General features: G+C 57.4%; 10 protein-coding genes. 2 read left to right on the forward strand and 8 right to left on the reverse strand.

Annotation, left to right across the window (positions count from 1 at the left end; genetic code table 11):
- Positions 1-6: 6 nt before the first annotated feature.
- Positions 7-1,479: a RagB/SusD family nutrient uptake outer membrane protein gene (locus tag BXP70_RS10150; protein ID WP_086593955.1), complete on the forward strand. Its 1,473-nt coding sequence runs from the start codon at positions 7-9 to the stop codon at positions 1,477-1,479.
- A 98-nt stretch (positions 1,480-1,577) separates the two neighbouring features.
- Here the strand turns inward: BXP70_RS10150 and BXP70_RS10155 are convergent, their stop codons facing one another.
- Both BXP70_RS10155 and BXP70_RS10160 read right to left on the reverse strand, forming a co-directional pair.
- On the reverse strand, positions 1,578-2,156 hold the full coding sequence (locus BXP70_RS10155) for a Crp/Fnr family transcriptional regulator (RefSeq protein ID WP_086593956.1): 579 nt from the start codon (positions 2,154-2,156) through the stop codon (positions 1,578-1,580).
- Between the two features lie 220 nt (positions 2,157-2,376).
- Complete coding sequence (locus BXP70_RS10160) at positions 2,377-2,592, reverse strand: hypothetical protein (RefSeq protein ID WP_086593957.1); 216 nt, start codon at positions 2,590-2,592, stop codon at positions 2,377-2,379.
- A 120-nt stretch (positions 2,593-2,712) separates the two neighbouring features.
- Between BXP70_RS10160 and BXP70_RS10165 the strand changes: the two genes are divergently transcribed.
- Entirely contained in the window at positions 2,713-3,585 is an 873-nt protein-coding gene (locus BXP70_RS10165) for a YitT family protein (protein ID WP_245849592.1), read from the forward strand.
- A gap of 105 nt (positions 3,586-3,690) precedes the next feature.
- On the opposite strand, the gene BXP70_RS10170 is transcribed toward BXP70_RS10165, so the two are convergent.
- From BXP70_RS10170 to BXP70_RS10195, 6 genes are all read right to left on the reverse strand, one after another.
- Entirely contained in the window at positions 3,691-5,736 is a 2,046-nt protein-coding gene (locus tag BXP70_RS10170) for a HelD family protein (protein ID WP_086593958.1), read from the reverse strand.
- A 137-nt stretch (positions 5,737-5,873) separates the two neighbouring features.
- The gene (locus tag BXP70_RS10175) at positions 5,874-9,521 is read right to left on the reverse strand and encodes a DUF7619 domain-containing protein (protein ID WP_179197653.1); all 3,648 of its coding nucleotides are present in this window, start codon (positions 9,519-9,521) and stop codon (positions 5,874-5,876) included.
- 575 nt (positions 9,522-10,096) lie between these two features.
- Entirely contained in the window at positions 10,097-12,472 is a 2,376-nt protein-coding gene (locus BXP70_RS10180; RefSeq protein WP_086593960.1) for a GH92 family glycosyl hydrolase, read from the reverse strand.
- Positions 12,473-12,570: 98 nt separating this feature from the next.
- On the reverse strand, positions 12,571-13,947 hold the full coding sequence (locus tag BXP70_RS10185) for a sugar porter family MFS transporter (RefSeq protein WP_086593961.1): 1,377 nt from the start codon (positions 13,945-13,947) through the stop codon (positions 12,571-12,573).
- Positions 13,948-14,037: 90 nt separating this feature from the next.
- Positions 14,038-14,838, reverse strand: coding sequence for a DeoR/GlpR family DNA-binding transcription regulator (locus BXP70_RS10190; RefSeq protein ID WP_086593962.1), 801 nt, complete (start codon positions 14,836-14,838; stop codon positions 14,038-14,040).
- Between the two features lie 66 nt (positions 14,839-14,904).
- Positions 14,905-16,674 (reverse strand): class I mannose-6-phosphate isomerase, encoded by a 1,770-nt coding sequence (locus BXP70_RS10195; RefSeq protein WP_086593963.1) that lies wholly within the window; start codon positions 16,672-16,674, stop codon positions 14,905-14,907.
- Positions 16,675-16,951: the final 277 nt, after the last annotated feature.

Here is a 16,951-nt window from a genome sequence, read left to right on the forward strand (position 1 = left end):
TCCGCTATGAACAAGATTACACCTGCGTACCCGGCCCGGCGCCGGCTATGGCCCACGCTGGCCGTGCTAGGTCTTACGCTCGGCTTGAGCGTGTCGTGCAGCGACTTCCTCAATGTGCAGCCCCAAGGGCAGCCCGTGGTGGCCGAATTTTTCAAAAACCAAAGCGACGCCGCGGCCGCCGTTAGCTCCTGCTACGCCAAGCTGCGCGAATACAACCTAGTCGCTTTCAACTGGCTATCCGTCACAACATTGCCCTCCGACGACGCTGATAAAGGCAGCGTACCCGGCGACGGCGACTACCTTAACGATTACTCTTTCTTCCGCTTCACGGCCACGGCAGGCTCGGCCGAGGGCTACTGGCTCGGGCAATACCAGCAAGTGCTGCTCTGCAACCAAGTTATCCTGAACGTGCCCAACATCGACATGGAGGCTAGCTTGCGCAGTCGCTACGTGGCCGAAGTGCAGTTTCTGCGGGCGCTGGCGTACTTCAACCTAGTTCGGGCTTACGGGGGCGTGCCGCTCTACACCAAGCCGGCTGTTACGATAGAGGAGCAGAACATTCCGCGCGCCAGTCGCGAGGAAGTGTATGCGCTTATTATCAGCGACCTGACCGCCGCCGCTGGTGTTCTGCCCGTGTCGTACCCCAACAGCGACGTGGGGCGGGTGACCAAAGGTGCGGCCTTGTCGTTGCTGGCGAAGGCGCAGCTCTACCAGAAAAACTACACCGCCTCGCTAGCCGCCTCCGACCAAGTGCTGACCCTAGGCTACTCGCTGGTGCCAGATTTTTACCGCATGTTCCGCATCGAGGGCGAGAACGGGCCGGAGTCGATTTTTGAAGTGCAGTGCACCTCCTTGCCCGGCAACTGCGACGTGGCCAACTCCTACTGGGCCGAAGCCCAGATGGCGCGGCCCCAACTCGGCTGGGGTTTCTGCACGCCTTCGGCCGACCTAGCCGCCGCCTTCGAGCCCGGCGACAAACGCAAGCTAGGCACCATCATGGAGCGCGGCACCACCACCCCCGACGGCGACTCTATCTATACGAGCAACTCCAACGAGCGCTACAACATGAAGGCTTACGTGCCCAACTCGGTGGATAAATCGTGCGGCTACGGCCGCGACCAGAACATCCGGGTGCTACGGTTTGGGGAAGTTCTGCTGCTCAACGCCGAAGCCGCCAACGAGCTAGGCCAGACTGCCAAAGCCCTAGCCACCGTGAACCGCGTGCGCGCCCGCGCTGGCCTCACGGCTCTCAGCAGCAGCCTCTCGCAAGAACAGCTGCGCCAAGCCATCTGGCAAGAGCGCCGCGTGGAGCTAGCCCTCGAATACGGCGACCGATATTTTGACCTTGTGCGCCAAGGCCGCGCCGCCACCGTGCTGAAAAGCCGCGGCTTCGTAGCCGGTAAAAGTGAAGTTTTCCCCATTCCGCTCAGCCAAATCCAACTCAGCGGCGGTAAGCTGACCCAAAATCCAGGGTATTAAGTCACTGACCAGTTAGCAGCTTTTCAGTTATTAGTTAAGGAACGTCATGTCGACCAACGGGAGACATGACGTTCCTTAACTAATAACTGAAAAGCTGCTTATTCGTGGCCCATTTTTGCGCGGATCTTGCTTAGGAACTCGGGTGTGAAACCTAGGTAGGAGGCGAGCATATATTGCGGTACGCGTTGCACAAACTCCGGCTGGGCTTTCGTGAAAGCTTGGTAACGTGCCTCGCCTGATAAGCCGAACAGAAACTTGAACCGAAACTGCGCCGCGGTCATGGCGCGTTGGAAAATGATGCGGAAGTAGCGTTCCAGTTGCGGCAAACGCCGCAAGACCTCCTCCTGGGCTTGTGGGTCGAGGGCGGCCACCTCCACGTCCTCTACGGCCTGAAGGTAGAAATCGGAAGGAGAGTGGGCGCTAAGGCTAGCGTAGTCGGCTACCCACCAGTTCTCGATGCTGAAGTAGGTGGTGTGCTCCTTGCCGGCTTCGGTGAGAAAGTAGGTGCGCACGCAGCCCTTCAGCACAAAATAATTGGCCGGGCACACCTGCCCGGCAGTCAGCAGAAAGTCTTTGCGGGCAATAGCCTGGTGGCGTAGGTAGCTGAGCAACAAGTCGATTTCGGCGGGTGCGAGCGTTACGTACCGGGCAATGTGGGCAAGCAGCGGAGCATACATGGCGGTAAAATAGCGGAAAGCTTCGCCGAACAGTAACCTAGCTCGGAAGCAAAGCGGGTAGATGCATTGTATAAAAAAAGCCCGTCGCAACACACGTTGCGACGGGCTTTTTAGTGGGTGAGCCTAGAAGCTAGCTTACTGACAAGCAGCTTTGTTGAACGTTTTGGAAGCATCGTCTAGCTGCTTTTACCAGTCAGGATTGAAGCCGGCGGTGATGCTTCTAAACTTCGGATACGGAATCACAATGGGGGGTTTGCTCCAGTGGCCACCGCCAATCGAGTGGGATGAGGATGCCGTTGGGGTACACTTCGCCGTTATATAAGTAGGTGTTCGTGCTACCTAGCCCCGAAACTTCGTACACGTACAGGTCATAGGAGCTGCCGTTATCGTGAATTTCTTGCAGGAAAATGCTGCTAGCCGTCAGGTTATAGGTCACGAGTACGTCGCCACCACTCCAAACCGGCGCGCAACCGCCTGTCTCTACAATCTTGTGTACTTTCAGCCGCGCTTGGCTCCGGCCAAGTTCAGAATCTATTACTGTTTATCATCGCTACCTATGGCTACTACTTCGATGAAGGGTGAGCACGTGAAAAATATTGGCCTAGTAGTGCTAGGTATTCTTTGTGCTGCCACGGGGCTGAAAAGCTTTTTGCTGTCGAGCCACTTCATTGATGGGGGCGTGACGGGCATTTCGATGCTTTTAGCCCAAATCATGGGTGTGCCGCTGGCGTTGCTGCTCCTGGTCATCAACCTGCCTTTTCTAGCCCTAGGCTACCGGCAGATCGGGCGCGGCTTTGCCCTAAAGAGTGCCGCAGCTATTGGAGGGCTCTCGATAACAGTAGCCCTGGTGCCCTTTCCCGATATCACGCCCGATTTGCTGCTCACGGCTGTGTTTGGCGGCTTGTTTATTGGGGCAGGTATCGGCTTGGCTATGCGCGGGGGAGCGGTATTAGACGGCACCGAAATTGCCGCGCTACTCATCAGCAAGCACAGCCCGCTGCTAAAAGTCAGCGACGTGATTTTGCTGCTCAACGTCTTTATTTTCGGAGCGGCCGCTTTCTTCCTAGGTACGCAAGCGGCTCTGTATTCTATTCTGACCTACGTGGCGGCCTCCAAGGCTCTGGATTTTTTGCTCAATGGACTTGAGCAGTACACTGGCGTCACCATTGTGTCTGAGCACAGCGAAGCCATTCGCCAGACTATCACGCAAGAGCTAGGTCGGGGCGTCACTATTTACCAAGGCAAGCGCGGGTATGGTAAGCGAGGGGAGCAGCAGGAGGCGCGCGACATCGTGTTTACGGTTGTCACGCGGCTGGAACTGCCGCAACTGCGCACAACTGTGCGGCGCATTGATCCCCATGCCTTCCTAATCCAACAGAGTATTGACGATGCCGAAGGTGGGATGGTCAAAAAACGCCCTCTGCACTAAACCACGGTGCTACTACAGCACGCGTCTTACGCTAGTTCTTCCTGCTTCTCATAGCACTGCTCTTGGGGCTGACTGTGCCGTTCGTAGAAGTTAGAGCTAGGTTGCTCAAGCAGGTAAAAAAGGGCTGATTGTCCCAAAATACGTGAGCGTGAGCTGGTGCATGGCCCGGGTGCAGGCTACGTAGAGCATACTTTTATCTACCTCCGTTTGGTAAGTACGGACGGAGGCGAAGGGCACAATCACCTCATCGAATTCCAGGCCTTTTGCTAAGTGGGCCGTGGTAATAATAATCCCTTCTTTGAAGGACGTAGACTCAGCCGTGAGCAGCTGCACACCGGCTGTTTGAAGCGCCTGATGCGTATTCTCGGCTTGCCGCTGGGTTTTGCAGATGATGCCCAGTGAGCGGTAGCCTGAAAGGGTAAAGGTCGCCAGCAGTTGCTTGATTCCTATCAGCTCCTCTTCTTTGCTCGTAAAGCGAACTACCTGGGGCTCCCGTCCATGCCGTTCGAGCGGGATAATGTCGGGGTTGGGAATGATCCGTTGCGCGAAGGCCGTAATCTCGACGGTCGAGCGGTAGCTGCGGTACAGCTTGACCACATCCGCCTGCGGGAAGACGCGCTCGATGGTTTCGGCGGAGGAGGCGCTGTACGGATTCACCGCCTGGCTGACATCCCCTAGGATGGTCTTTCGGCACCGAAACAACCGCGACAACACGGCGTAGTGCACGGGGGTATAATCCTGCATCTCATCCACCAGCAAATGCTTGACCTGCTCGTAGGCCGTAAGGCCTTCTAGGCGTAGGCGCAGATAAATCAAAGCAAAGACATCCGCGTATTCCAGCCGCAGGTGGTGGTCAAGCTTTAGCAGTTCGGGCCGGCCGATCCAGCGGTAAAAGTCCCGGTAAAGGTCGAGTACCTGGTGAAACTTAAACATGCGGGGAATGGCTTCCCCAATCTTGCCTTTCTCCGCCCCCGTGAGCTTGCGGTCAGCCGCGCTCCGCACGTGGTCTCGAACATCTTGTGCGACCAGCGCAAACCGTTTTAAGAGCGGAATGCGATGGTAGGCCTTGAACCTGCTCTCTATGAAAGAACCAGGAACCAGGGTTTTGCCAACCCGAAGTTCGGTAACGGTGAAGTAATGGTTCTCAACGTGAAGCAAGTATTGGTTCAGCTGGCTGAGGAAGTCAAACGAAGATTTGAACCGGATGCGCTCAACGAAAGCGAGGTCGTTTGTTTCCAGTAGCGCGGATACCTGCTCAAAGAAGGTCTGAAACGTGTATCGGTTGTCGAGCAGATCAGCCGCCAGCTCTTCCATGCCCAGCTCGGGAATGTTTTCTTCCCCTAGTTCGGGCAAAACGTTCGAGATGTAATCCGCAAAGACTTTGTTGGGCGAAAGAATAAGAATGTCTTTGGCCGCGATGGTTTCCCGGTAGCGGTACAGCAAAAACGCAATGCGGTGCAAGGCAATAGACGTTTTGCCCGAGCCGGCCACGCCCTGGATGACCATCACCGGTGCGGTTTCGTTGCGAATCACCGCGTTCTGGTCCCGTTGGATAGTCGCGACGATGTTTTTCATCTTGTCGTCGGAAGACCTAGCTAGCTCTTGCTGCAAAACGTCATCGTGGATGTTCACGTCGTTTTCGAGCATGAACTCCAGACGACCGTCCCGAATCTTGTATTGCCGTTTTAGCTCGATGCGCCCCTGAATTGTGCCGGAAGGAGTCGTGTAGGCGGCTTCCCCTAGCTCGAAGTCATAGAACAAGGAGGAAATGGGGGCCCGCCAATCGTAAATCAGGTTTTGGCGCTGCCGCTCATCGAAGAAGGAATGCACCCCAATATAAACCGGGGATTTGCCCTGGGTTGGAGAAACAAAATCGAGACGGCCAAAGTACGGGGATTGCAGTAGCTTGAAGAGGTTGCGTTTCCGGGCCACGGCGGCTTCGCCCGTAAAGGCCATGCGGTCAATGGATTGACCAGCGGCAACCATATCGGCTTCGTCCATGCCAGATTGGTGCTCGTGGATATAGCTTTTCTTTTGCCGGAGCTCGTCGGAAAACTGCTTAACGGCATCATCGACCCGGCGGATCGCCAACGTAAGCTTCTCCTTCACCTCTTCTAGGTATTCTCGCTCTTCTTGTTCAGTAATATTCATCCCGCGCGGCGCATGTAAAAGAACCCCAAAGGTGGCATCAAATTCTGGTTGAGAGAAGCAGATGGCTTTGATCGGCCATTTGATTGTAAGGTAGCAACCCTGTACGGCTTGTACTCCATTACGGCCGCTGATTGCTGTTACAACAAGGTGATGCGTTTTACAATCCTGCCTACCGGCGTTTCGATGACTGCTAGGTAAAGGCCGGCTCGGCAATGTGTTAGGGCTACGGTAAGCTCATCGGAAGTAGCAGCGGGTACTAATTCAGTGGCAATCAGATCACCGATAGGAGTATAGATGTGCACTCGCTCGACCACAAAGTCCGCGTGCCGCCAGCTAATCGTGACCTTATCCTGGGTGGGATTAGGGTAAACCGTAACTGCTTCATTTAGCGGTAAGGTACTAACGCTGAACGTCTCTGCCGACTTTCCTGTGCCACCAGCGCCCGCCGCAAACAATGCGCCCGTGCTAGCTCCACGAGGTACTACTACGTCCACGCTCGTGGCAGTGGCTCGCAGAATGTGGGCAGCTAGCCTCCCAAACAGAATCGTGTCATTCAGCCCTTCCTCGCGAAAGTTGCGCCCAGTGATGGTAACCGTCGTGCCAACGGGGCCGTGAGTAGGGCTAAAACTCGTGATAAGTGGCGCCGGAATAATAAGCAAGTCCGTAGCCGTCGTGGCCTGCCCACCGGGCGTCTGCACCTGGATAGGCCCAGTTTGAGCTGTTGCTGGCACCTTCACGGCTACGTGCGTTGCCGATGCTTGTAGCACTTGGCCGACTTGCCCCCCACCGAACGTAACCACGTTTCGCGAAGCAACAGGGGCAAAATTGGTCCCCGTCAAGGTAACAATGGCGCCGGTACGTGCCCGACCCGGCAGGGCACTAGTGATAGTAGGGGGATACCATACCTGAAAAGGCTGCGCGCTTTCTACCGACCCGCCTAGGGTCCGCACGCTGATGGTACCGAGAGTGGCACCCATTGGCACTACTACTTGCAAACTGTTGGCGGTAGCCGCAAGCACCCGGGCCGGAATGCCGTTGAAGGCAACGGTGTCTTGCGCCGTCACTGCTGAGAAGTGCGTACCACTCAAGATAACTGTAGAACCAGGTTGCCCCTCTCCCGGAGTAACGCTGGTGAGCGTGGGCGGTTGGAACACGGTGAATGGGATGCTATGCGCTCCGCCGTCTGCTGTGGTCAGCGTAACCGCGCCGGTGGCGGCCCCGGTAGGTACCCGCACCGTGAGGGTCGTGCTGGTAGCGCTTTGCACTTGGGCCACTACCCCATTGAATGCTACCCGATTACCCGTTGTAGTTGGAGAAAAGTTGCGGCCGGTGAGCGTAACCAAAGTGCCAAAACGGCCTTGGGCCGGCGCAATAGCAGTAATAGTAGGCGAGGCTAGCACCTCTGAGTACTGAAGGGCTATGGCCGGCACTACATTCAGCGGCAGGTCATAAATTCGATTAGTCGTTGTGTCCGTCCGGACAGGTTCGTTGTAATCGAAGAAGATGTCAGCGAAGTTGTCGATACGCGTACGGGCTGGCAAGGCCGCTTTTGGCTTGATGCTAAACTGCACAAAACCATGGCTGCCCGCCAGATTGTGGGTGCTATCTGGCAGCATGATATTGTCGAACGTAAACGTGAGCACCGGGCGCTGATGGCCAGTAATGGTCAGCAGATACGGGTGCGACACTGCGCCTACCTGTAGGGTGCGCAGGTCCAAGTTGGCGGCTAGCGTATCTACTACAGCCACTCGGTACGCGACGTCGTTGCCTGTATTCTGGAACCGGATTTGATACCGCAAGGCCTCCGTGGTGGGCGTATAGTGTTGGGCCGTGACCCCCTGTGGTACCACTTGTTTATCATTAGGATCGTACGAGTCGAGAATCGGTTGGCAGTCTTCTGCTACTTCCGGGTACGGGTCGTTTGGCGACATCGACAGCATGGCCGCACTGGGCAACGTAGTGGTACGTAGGGCGGGCAATTCTACGGTAGCACTCGCTTTTTGCCCGTAAGGATGGTTGGTAGGCTGATCTACTTCCACCCGCACGACTGGCCCAGTAGCGCTCCAGCGCAAAACCAGACTGTCGCCAGCAGCCCGGGAAATATTGCGAATCATAGCTAGCTGTGCATCCTGGTAAATTCGGAGCGTTAGGCTATCGGAGGTCGCACGGCTACCACGGTTGCTTACCGCAAAGCGCACCTGATTGCTCCCCACGACTTGGCCAGTGACAGCCATAGACGCTTGGTTCCAACCCGAAGGGGGCGCGTAGGTGGTTACGGGGGTAATCCAGGCGCGGGTGCACACGGTCAGACCGCGGATTGCAGGGTTGCCGCACGACACCGAGTCTTGAATGTGGATCGTTCCGTGCTGGTTCGGTGGCAGCGCCCCTACCTGAAATACGTAGTGGCCCGCCGCATCTCGGGTATGCGGTACATCGGCCCGCACAAAGATAACTTCTGGTGGCAACGCTACCGTGACGGTGGCATTCGGTGCGGCCGCGAAGCCGGTATTGGCGTAGCTTACGGCCGTGTTGTTGCGAAAGCAACGTCGTCGCCGATCCGAGGCTACGCTCACCGTCAGGTGCGGAGCAGTGGTGACCTGATTGCCAAAGTTGGGGCCACCGACAGCGTTGCCATACGAGCGGAAGAAAATCGCAGCCGTGCTGGCGCAGCGTTGCTGCACTACCCGGCCGGGCTGCGGGGCCGGCAGTAGTTGTTGTACAGTGTATGCACCCGTATCCACAGCTACCGTGTAGTTGCCGTTTTCATCGGTCAGCCCGTAAAAACTTCCTGGCTCGGCTACCACAACCATATTCGGCAGCGCTGGCTCGTTGGCTTGCTGCACGCAATCGTTGTTCAGATCCTGAAACACCTTCCCGCTAATGAGATTCTCGAGGGGCTGCGTGGTAGCCCCGTAAAACTCCAGCTTATTCTGTCCTTGGTAAGCACAAGTCAGTCGGGTTCCACGTTGATTGACGGTGATAATACCCGCACCCCCTTCCAGTTTCACCTGTCGAGTGCTGTTGCCTTCAAACATGGTGATATAATTGTTGCGGCCGATACTGGCGTAGACGTTGCCGGCCCCGTCCACGGCTAAGCCGGCGTCTCCTGGCGACAAGTAGGGCGAGCCTTGAAAAGAAGGAGGAAAAATTGAGCGAAACTCGCGTAATACTTGACCGCCAGGGCTGAACTTCTGCACCCGGTGACCGGCGCCATCCGATACGTAGATGTTGCCTCGGTAATCCAGCACCACCCCGCGCGGCGCGTAGAACTGCCCAGGGCCGGGCACGCTGCCACCTCCAACGCCAGCACCGATCATCTGCAGCAGTTGTCCTTGCGCATTGTACTTGCGGACCCCGCTCCAATAGTCAAGCACGAATAAGTTGCCGCCAGTGTCCACAGCTAGGTCGGTGGGCCAGTAGCCGTTGCGATTGGTTAGAGGGTCGGGTAGCAGGATTTTGCTAATGAATCGCCCTTGCGAATCAAACTTCTGTATGCGTGGCGGAAAGCTTTGGCCTTCCAATCCGAATATGTTTCCCTGCAAGTCGACGGCAAGGCTGGTGAGTACACCGAACTGCCCATCTGCCAGCCCAGGCGCGCCGATAGAAGCCAGTTGCTGTCCAGCGGCGTTAATCTTGATGATGCGCGGCTGGTTTTGGTCGATATAATAGAGGTTGCCCGCCTCATCCTGCCGCATGTGAGGGCCATATATCCCTGGCGTGCCCAGCGTGCGTTCGAACCGGAAGTCGCGTAGTTGGGCGAAAGCAGGAGTAGCTATTATCAGCAAACAGGCTGAAAGAAAAAGTCTTGCCCTTTGTGCCTTCCAATAACCGACAAGAGGTATGCGGGATTGCGCGCACGTTACCTGTCCCAAGAAGCTCAACAACAAGCCGAATACATGTAAAGGAATCGCCATAAATTAAGATAGCGCTGCTGATAGTTTTTGAGATAAAACACGATAGCAAGCAAAGATTAGACGAGCTTTCATCAGCTTATCAGCGCAGCGCCACATTCTTTTTTAGCATTGCTTCCCAATGAACTGATAGAGATAATAGTTGAGAAGTACTTGTAGATAAAACCTGGGAAATGCCTCAGAACTGCCTACGTAGAAATTGTATTAATTATAGGGGCTACAGTCCTCAATTTGACCGTGTGCTAGTGGAAATATCTGCTACGCCTGTGAGTACCCACCCAACTTAGTAGAAAAATAGGGCATCAGAAGTAAGCTGTTGAGCACTTGCGCCTGCGTACTAGGCTGATAAACACATTATTCGCCGTCACGCCGTTACTAAATAAGCACAGCAGGACATCCTATACTGTGCTTATTTGGTAACGGCGTGACGGCGAATGATAACTAACTATCTATTGGATTGAAGGCGGCGGAGTCTTCGTGCCCCAGGTCTTGTTTGGCTGGCCGCCCATCGTGAACACCAGCTTGCCGCCTTGCATCAACTCGTCGCGGTAGAGCCAGCAGTTGGCGAGGGGCTTGCCGTTCAGCTCGGCACCCTGCACGTACACGTTCTCCTTGGAGGTGTTTTTCGCCTCGATTACCAGCTTTTTCTGATTACCGAGCTGAATAGTCGATTTGCTGAAAATGGGGCTGCCTAGCTCCACGATAGGCCGGCCATCCGTGAAACCCTTCACGTCGAACAAACCTAGGGCCGTGATGACGTACCAGGAGCCGAGCTGGCCTTGGTCCTCATCCTGGCCGTAGCCGTAGCCGTGGATGGGCTCGGTACCGTAAAACTCGTCGCAAATCTGGCGGGTCCATTTTTGTGTGAGCCAGGGCTGGCCCGAGAAGTTGAATAGCCAGCTGATATGCAAGCAAGGTTGGTTGCCGTGGTTGTAGATGGCCTTGATGCCGGCAAACGCGTCGATTTCCTTGCCGCCGCCAAAGCCCGTCTTGGCCGAAGCGGTGAAGAGGCTGTCGAGGCGGTTGTTGAACTTCTCGCGCCCTAGGGCCGCAACGAGCCCGGCAGGGTTTTGGGGCACGTAAAAGGTGTACTGCATGGCATTGCCCTCCTGGTAGCCGCGCCAGGGCTCAAACGGGTTGAAATTGCCGGCGAAAGTGCCGTCAGCTAGCTTGGGCTGCATGAGCTTGTTCTGCGGATTCAGAATCTTTTTCCAGCCGTCAGAAAGCTTGATGAGCTGATCGTAATCGGCTTTTTTGCCCAAGCCCTTCGCCATCTGCGCGGCTGCAAAAGCGCTGAAGCTGTACTCTAGGGTGTGCGAATTGGAGAAGTACGCGGCCGTGGAATCCGTTTTGAACCAGACGCCTTTTTCTTCTTTGTAGCTGTCTTTGAAGGGCACGTAGCCGTACTGCGTGAAGGCCTTTACGTCCATTTTGCCCGAGCCAAAGGGGCGGTTGCGCCAGTTCAGCTCGTTGGCGCGCACGGCTTGGTAGGCTAGGTTCACGTCGTAGTTGCGGATGCCGGCCTGGTAGGCGCCCGCAATGGCGAGTCCCACGAAGTTGGTACCCACCCCCGACACGTACTCGCTGTTGGCTAGGCCGTCGCCGAACCAGCCCCGGTCGCGGTACACTTGCAGTTGGGTGTTCACGAAGTTGCCGTACCACTCGGGATACGACAGCGCCCAGAGTTGCGTCAGATTCCAATAGCCGCCCCAGATGGCGTCGGTGTTGATGAACTCGGGCTTAGGGCCCGGGCCGCTGGCCACTAGTTTACCGGTTTGGCCGCCATGTTTGGGGTAGTCGCCGTTTACGTCGCTGGCAATGCCGCGCCCTAGCAAGGCGTGAAACAGGCCGGTGTAAAACTTGGTTTTGTTCTGCTCGTCGGGGCCTTCTACCGCGATTTTACTTAGCTCACGCTGCCAAGTAGCTTGCGCGGCAGTGCGGGCTTGGTCGAAGGTCAGGGTGCGGGCCTCGGCCAGCAAGTTGGCTTTTGCATTGGCAATGGACGTGTACGAGAGGCCCACTTTCAGATCAATCTTTTCCTGCGCAGCAGTTTGGTAATTAAGCACTAAGCCCGCACCCTTGCCCGTAGCCGAGTTCTTATTCTCCTGCGTACCGGCCGCCGTGAAGGCACCCACACTCGCTGGCTTCTTGCTGATTTCGCCGAAGAAGTACATGTTCACCTTGCCTTGGGGGTCGTAGGTTTGCACGTACTTCGGGTAGGTGCTCACGAAGCCTTCCACGTGCGTCGCGTCTACCATCCGGATGCTGGCATCGGTCACTTCCCCGCTCTCGCCCTGCTTGTTGCCGATGTCGAGAATGACATGCGCCTGGTCGTTTTTGGGGAAGGTATAGCGGTGAAAGCCTACCCGCTTGGTGGCTGTGAGTTCGGCCGTGATGCCGTAGTCATCGAGCAACACTTTATAATAGCCAGGCTCGGCGACTTGGTTTTTGCGGTCGAAGCGCGAGCGGTAGCCGGAGTTTGGCTTGTCGAGGTCGCCGGGCTTCACGCGCAGCTCGCCCGTGGTGGGCATGAAGCTTACGCCGCCCACTTGCCACTCGTGAAAGTGTACAAACCCTTCGATGGAGTTCTGGCGCGTATCGTAGCCCACAGCTTCCCAACCCGAAGCGTTGCCGTAGTGGCCGTTGGTGGAGGGCGCTAGCTTGGCCATGCCATAGGGCACCGCCGCCGGAGTGTAGAAAAACCACCGGCTGTGCGCCGTCCCGATGTTGGGGTTGACGTACTTCAGCACGCTCTGCGCACTGGCTTCGCCCACGGCCAAAAGCAGTACCAAGGGCAACACGCCGGCAGGGAATGACAGCTTCATAAAACGGTTTTAAATAATGTGGTAAAGTAGCAGGGTGTTAGAAAGTCAACATCTCTTTAGCTCGTCATGCTGACCTTATTCGATATGGCGCTTATTCGTTACCGCCAACTCCGCTCGATTTCTTCCAGGCTGCGGCCCTTGGTTTCGGGTACGGCCCGCCACACAAATAGGAAGGTGAAAGCCGAAAGCGCAGCGTAGAGGCCAAAGGCGCCGGCCAGACCGGCGGCTTTTACCAATGACAAGAAGGTGTAAGAAATAAGTGTGCAGGCTATCCACAGGGCTACCGTGGCCAGCGAGGCCGCCCGACCCCGCACGGCGTTCGGGAAAATCTCGGTAATCACGACCCACACGCCGGGCCCTAGCCCTACCGCGAAACAGGCTACATAAAGCATGATGAGCCCGAGCAACAACGGCCCCGGTGCGTGCAATTGCAACGCCACTACTAGCGCGCCCAACGCCAGGGCCATGCCACCCGACGCAAACAGCAGCAGCGGCTTGCGCCCTACCCGGTCGATGATGAACAGCGCTACAATAGTGCCCGCGAAGTTGATGCCCCCGATAAGCGCATTAGCGCCAATGGCTGACGAGGCACTTTGTCCGTTGTACTCAGTGAAAATAATGGAGCCGTAGTACAGGATTGTGTTGATGCCCGTGATTTGCTGCAACACCGCCAATATTACCGCGATGCGCAAGGGACGGCGCAAGCGTGGCTGGCGTAAGCTAGCTTCTTCGCCGCGCTCAGCGGCCAAGGCCGCTTGGATTTCTTCGGCTTCGGCGGCCGCAGCAACTGGGCCGTTGAGGCGAGTGAGCGTACCGAGAGCTTCGGCTTCGCGGCCCCGACCCAGCAACCAACGCGGGCTTTCAGGCACGAGCAGCAGCGTGAGCATAAACAGCAGCGAAGGCAAAGCAGCTGACGCAAACATCCAGCGCCACGACGCCAGCCCTAGCCCGGCTAAGTAATAGCTAGCCACGTAAGCCAGCAGAATACCCGTCACGATAGCTAGCTGATTGAGCGTCACGAGCTTGCCACGGATACGGGCCGGCGCGATTTCGGCGATGTAAAGCGGTACTAGCAGCGAAGCCACCCCAATAGCAAGGCCGCCCGCCAGCCGCGCCACCACAAATTCGGTGAGTGTGCGGGGCACTGCCGCCGCCAGCGCCGAAAGCGTGAACAGCATTGCGGCCGCAAATAGCAAGCGGCGCCGTCCGTAGCGGTCGGTGAGCCAGCCGGCAATGGCCGCGCCGGCCACTGCGCCAAATAGGATGCTACTAGCCGCTAGCTCGGTTTGCGAATCGGTCAGGCCGAAGTCCTTTTTCAGAAAGACCAAAGCCCCGTTGATGATAGCCGTGTCGAACCCGAAAAGCAACCCGCCGAGCGCTGCCACGGCCGCAATCAGGTACACGTAGCTGGCACTACCCGTTGGGCCGGCAACAGCAGCGGGACGGGTGGAATTAGGAGCAGCTTGGGGAAGCATGGCAGGGTGGGATGAGAAAGCGTTAAGGATCAGAAGGAAAGCAGCGATTGGTAGTATTTCGGCAAGCGGGCGCACCTCAATGTGCGGGCTTCACACCAGCAGCACCTCAATACCTAGCTCACGGAAAGGTGCTACTTGGTCTTCGGTAGCGCCCGTGTCGGTGATGAGCTGGTGCACCTCGGCGGCGGGGCAGATAAGCGACGTAGCGACCGTGCCGAGCTTGGTGTGGTCGGCCACCACGATGCGGCGCTTCGCCTGCCGTACCATCACTTGAATCACGGCGGCTTCTTCGGGGTGCAGCGATGTTAGGCCCCTCTGGGCATCGATGCCATTGACGCCGATAAAAATCTTATCCACAAAGAATTGGCTGAGGGCCTGGGTCGTGGCCGGGCCTACCAGCGAGAACCACCCGCCCGTCAGGAAGCCGCCCGTTACGAACACGCGCACGTCGTTGCGGTGACTCAGTTCCATGGCCACGTTTACGGTGTTCGTGACGACCGTCACGTTGGCGCCGGGTCGTAGGCTGCGGGTCACCTGCGTGGTGGTGGTGCCGGCCGTGAGGGATATCATTTCGCCTGGCTGAATGAGGGCCGCTGCCGCGAGCCCGATGCGGCGCTTCTCGGATAGGTTGCGGTCGATCTGCTCATGAAAGCTAGAGTCGTAGCGAAAGGGCTCGTACAGCAGGGGCTCCCGCGGCACGGCGCCGCCGTGCGTGCGCCGCAGCCAGCCGCGCTGCTCCAGCTCCATGAGGTCGCGCCGCACGGTAGCCACCGACACGCCAAACAGCGTGGCTAGCTCGTCGACGGCGACGGTGCCGGTATGCAGCAGCTTTTCAACAATGGTTTGAGCGCGGACTGTCGCGGCATTGTCGGAAGTTAGTAAGTCAGACACGGTAGGAAGCTAGTTTTCAGGATAATCTATAAGGGTGGCCACAGGACGAAGTCGGGCTGCCTAGGCCTAGGTGCGCACGTAGGCTTTCATCGTAGCGCATTCCGTACCGGCACCTAGGCCGTGGGGCCGGATGGTATAGGCCCCGACCGCCGCGGGCACGATAAACGTTTCGGCGTAGTGCACCACGAAGGGCTCGAATGCGCCACTCGGGCTTTCGACAACAGCTTCCGCGCCTTGCACCAGGTTCAGTACTTGCACGCCGCCGTGGGTGTGGTGCGGCACCACATCCGTAAACCAGTGGCGGCGCGTCTCGATGAACTCGCGCTCGTGCAGGCCAGTGCGCTCCTCTCGCCAGCCGGGGCCGGAGGCTACAAGTTCCACTTGGTTCACGAGGTTCTGCTCTACCCAAGCTGTGGTGCGGTCGGGCTGAATGTTGGCCGCGCCGTGGGCTAGGTGGATCGGCCGGGGCCGCCCGTCGAGGCCTAGGCGGTTCCAATCCCAGAGCTTGAAGGTGAAAATGTAAGGAGTAGCCGAAATTTCCAGCACCATGCCGTTGGCGCCCGAACAGTGGATGGTGCCCGCCGGAATCAGGAAATGGTCGTGTGGGCGCGCCGGAAACTCGTTGATGTACTTAGTGGCGGGAAAAGGAGCGTTGGGGTCGTCTTGGGCGAGTTGCAAATCGGCCAGCATGGCAGGAAAATCGGCGTCTTCCTTCATCCCTAGGTACACCACGGCTCCCGGCTCGGCGTCCAGCATGTAGTAGCTTTCGTCCTGGGTATAGGCTAGGCCAAATTTATCGTAGGCGTATTCCGTGAGCGGGTGCACTTGCAAGGAGAGGTTGCCGCCGCCCATGGTGTCAAGAAAGTCGAAGCGGATGGGAAACTCGGTGCCGAAGCGCCCATGCACGGCCTCTCCGAGCAGCTCGTGGGGGTGAAAAAAGACCAGGTCGATGCTCGGGATTTCTACGCGCGCTTCACCGAAGCCCAGCAGCAGGGAATTTTCTTCGGGTACGCAGTCGAAGCCCCAGGCGTAGTTGGGCGGGCCGTCGGGCAGGTCGCAAACCTCGCGCAGCCACTGCCCGCCCCAAACACCAGGGTCGAAGAATGGCACAACTCGGAATGGCCGCCGCACGGTAGCCGCTAACCCGGCTCGCAAGTCGGCCCCGCGGATGAGCTTAGGCACGGCGGGGTCGTTCGTATCGAGCAAAAAGTCGGCGCGGGGCAGTACTTGCTTTTTCAAGCGGTCGGCCGCCCGCCAATCCACGAAAAAGGCACGCTTGTACTTAAGGCTAGCTTTTTCGGTGAAGTTGTCGCTGCCGAGGTTGGCAATTTCGCCGCGCCGCTGCCGCCGCTGAATCTCCCAGCGAGCTAGGTCGGCATACACGACCACGGCAGGGTTCGGGCACACCAAGGCGGCCCCGGTACCCACAACTACGACTAGCTGCCCCATGGCCTGCGCCAAGGTCGCTTGCGCCTTCTGGAGCTTCTGGGGGGCAAAAAAATCGGCTACCGTCAGCCCATTGAGCCGGCCGAAGACAGGGTCGTCGGTGAGCGGACCAGCCACCATTTCGTCAATTTCGGCAGGCGTGCGATAGAGGTCGTCGGCTACTAGGTACTGGCCGGGCTGCAGGGTTTGTGCTAGCTCTTGGCGTAGCTGCCCTAGGTCGGTGCCAGGGTAACATTCCACGGCTAGCACCTGGGGCTGGTCGGGGGCAGTTGGGTTCGCGCGGAGTGCTGCCTGCAACGCCCCGATGATGGCCGGCCATCCGGTTTGGCAAGCACCTGCCTCCGCTGCTACTGGCACGCAGGGAAACTTGTCGTAGTTCGAGGAGCGCATGGAACTAACAGATTGGTAAAGAGAAAGATATGGCTGCGTTGTCGGCAGGTACATTCGTCTTGTTGACAACGCAGGTGGCCAAATCAACGGCGGGCTTGGCTGTGGAGCAACACAAGCAGCAGGGTTGATGCCGATGAGTAGTGGTTGTAAATATTGCTAATAAAATGTTCTTTTAGGTATCAAACGATCAAAATAACTTTTACTTCGTCATTCTAGCCGTTGCTTCGCCAAAGCAGATAAGGTCAAAAAATCACCAGTATCATCTTTCTGCTACGAG

Origin of the sequence: Hymenobacter crusticola (genome assembly GCF_002154225.1) — a bacterium.
Lineage (GTDB): Bacteria > Bacteroidota > Bacteroidia > Cytophagales > Hymenobacteraceae > Hymenobacter > Hymenobacter crusticola.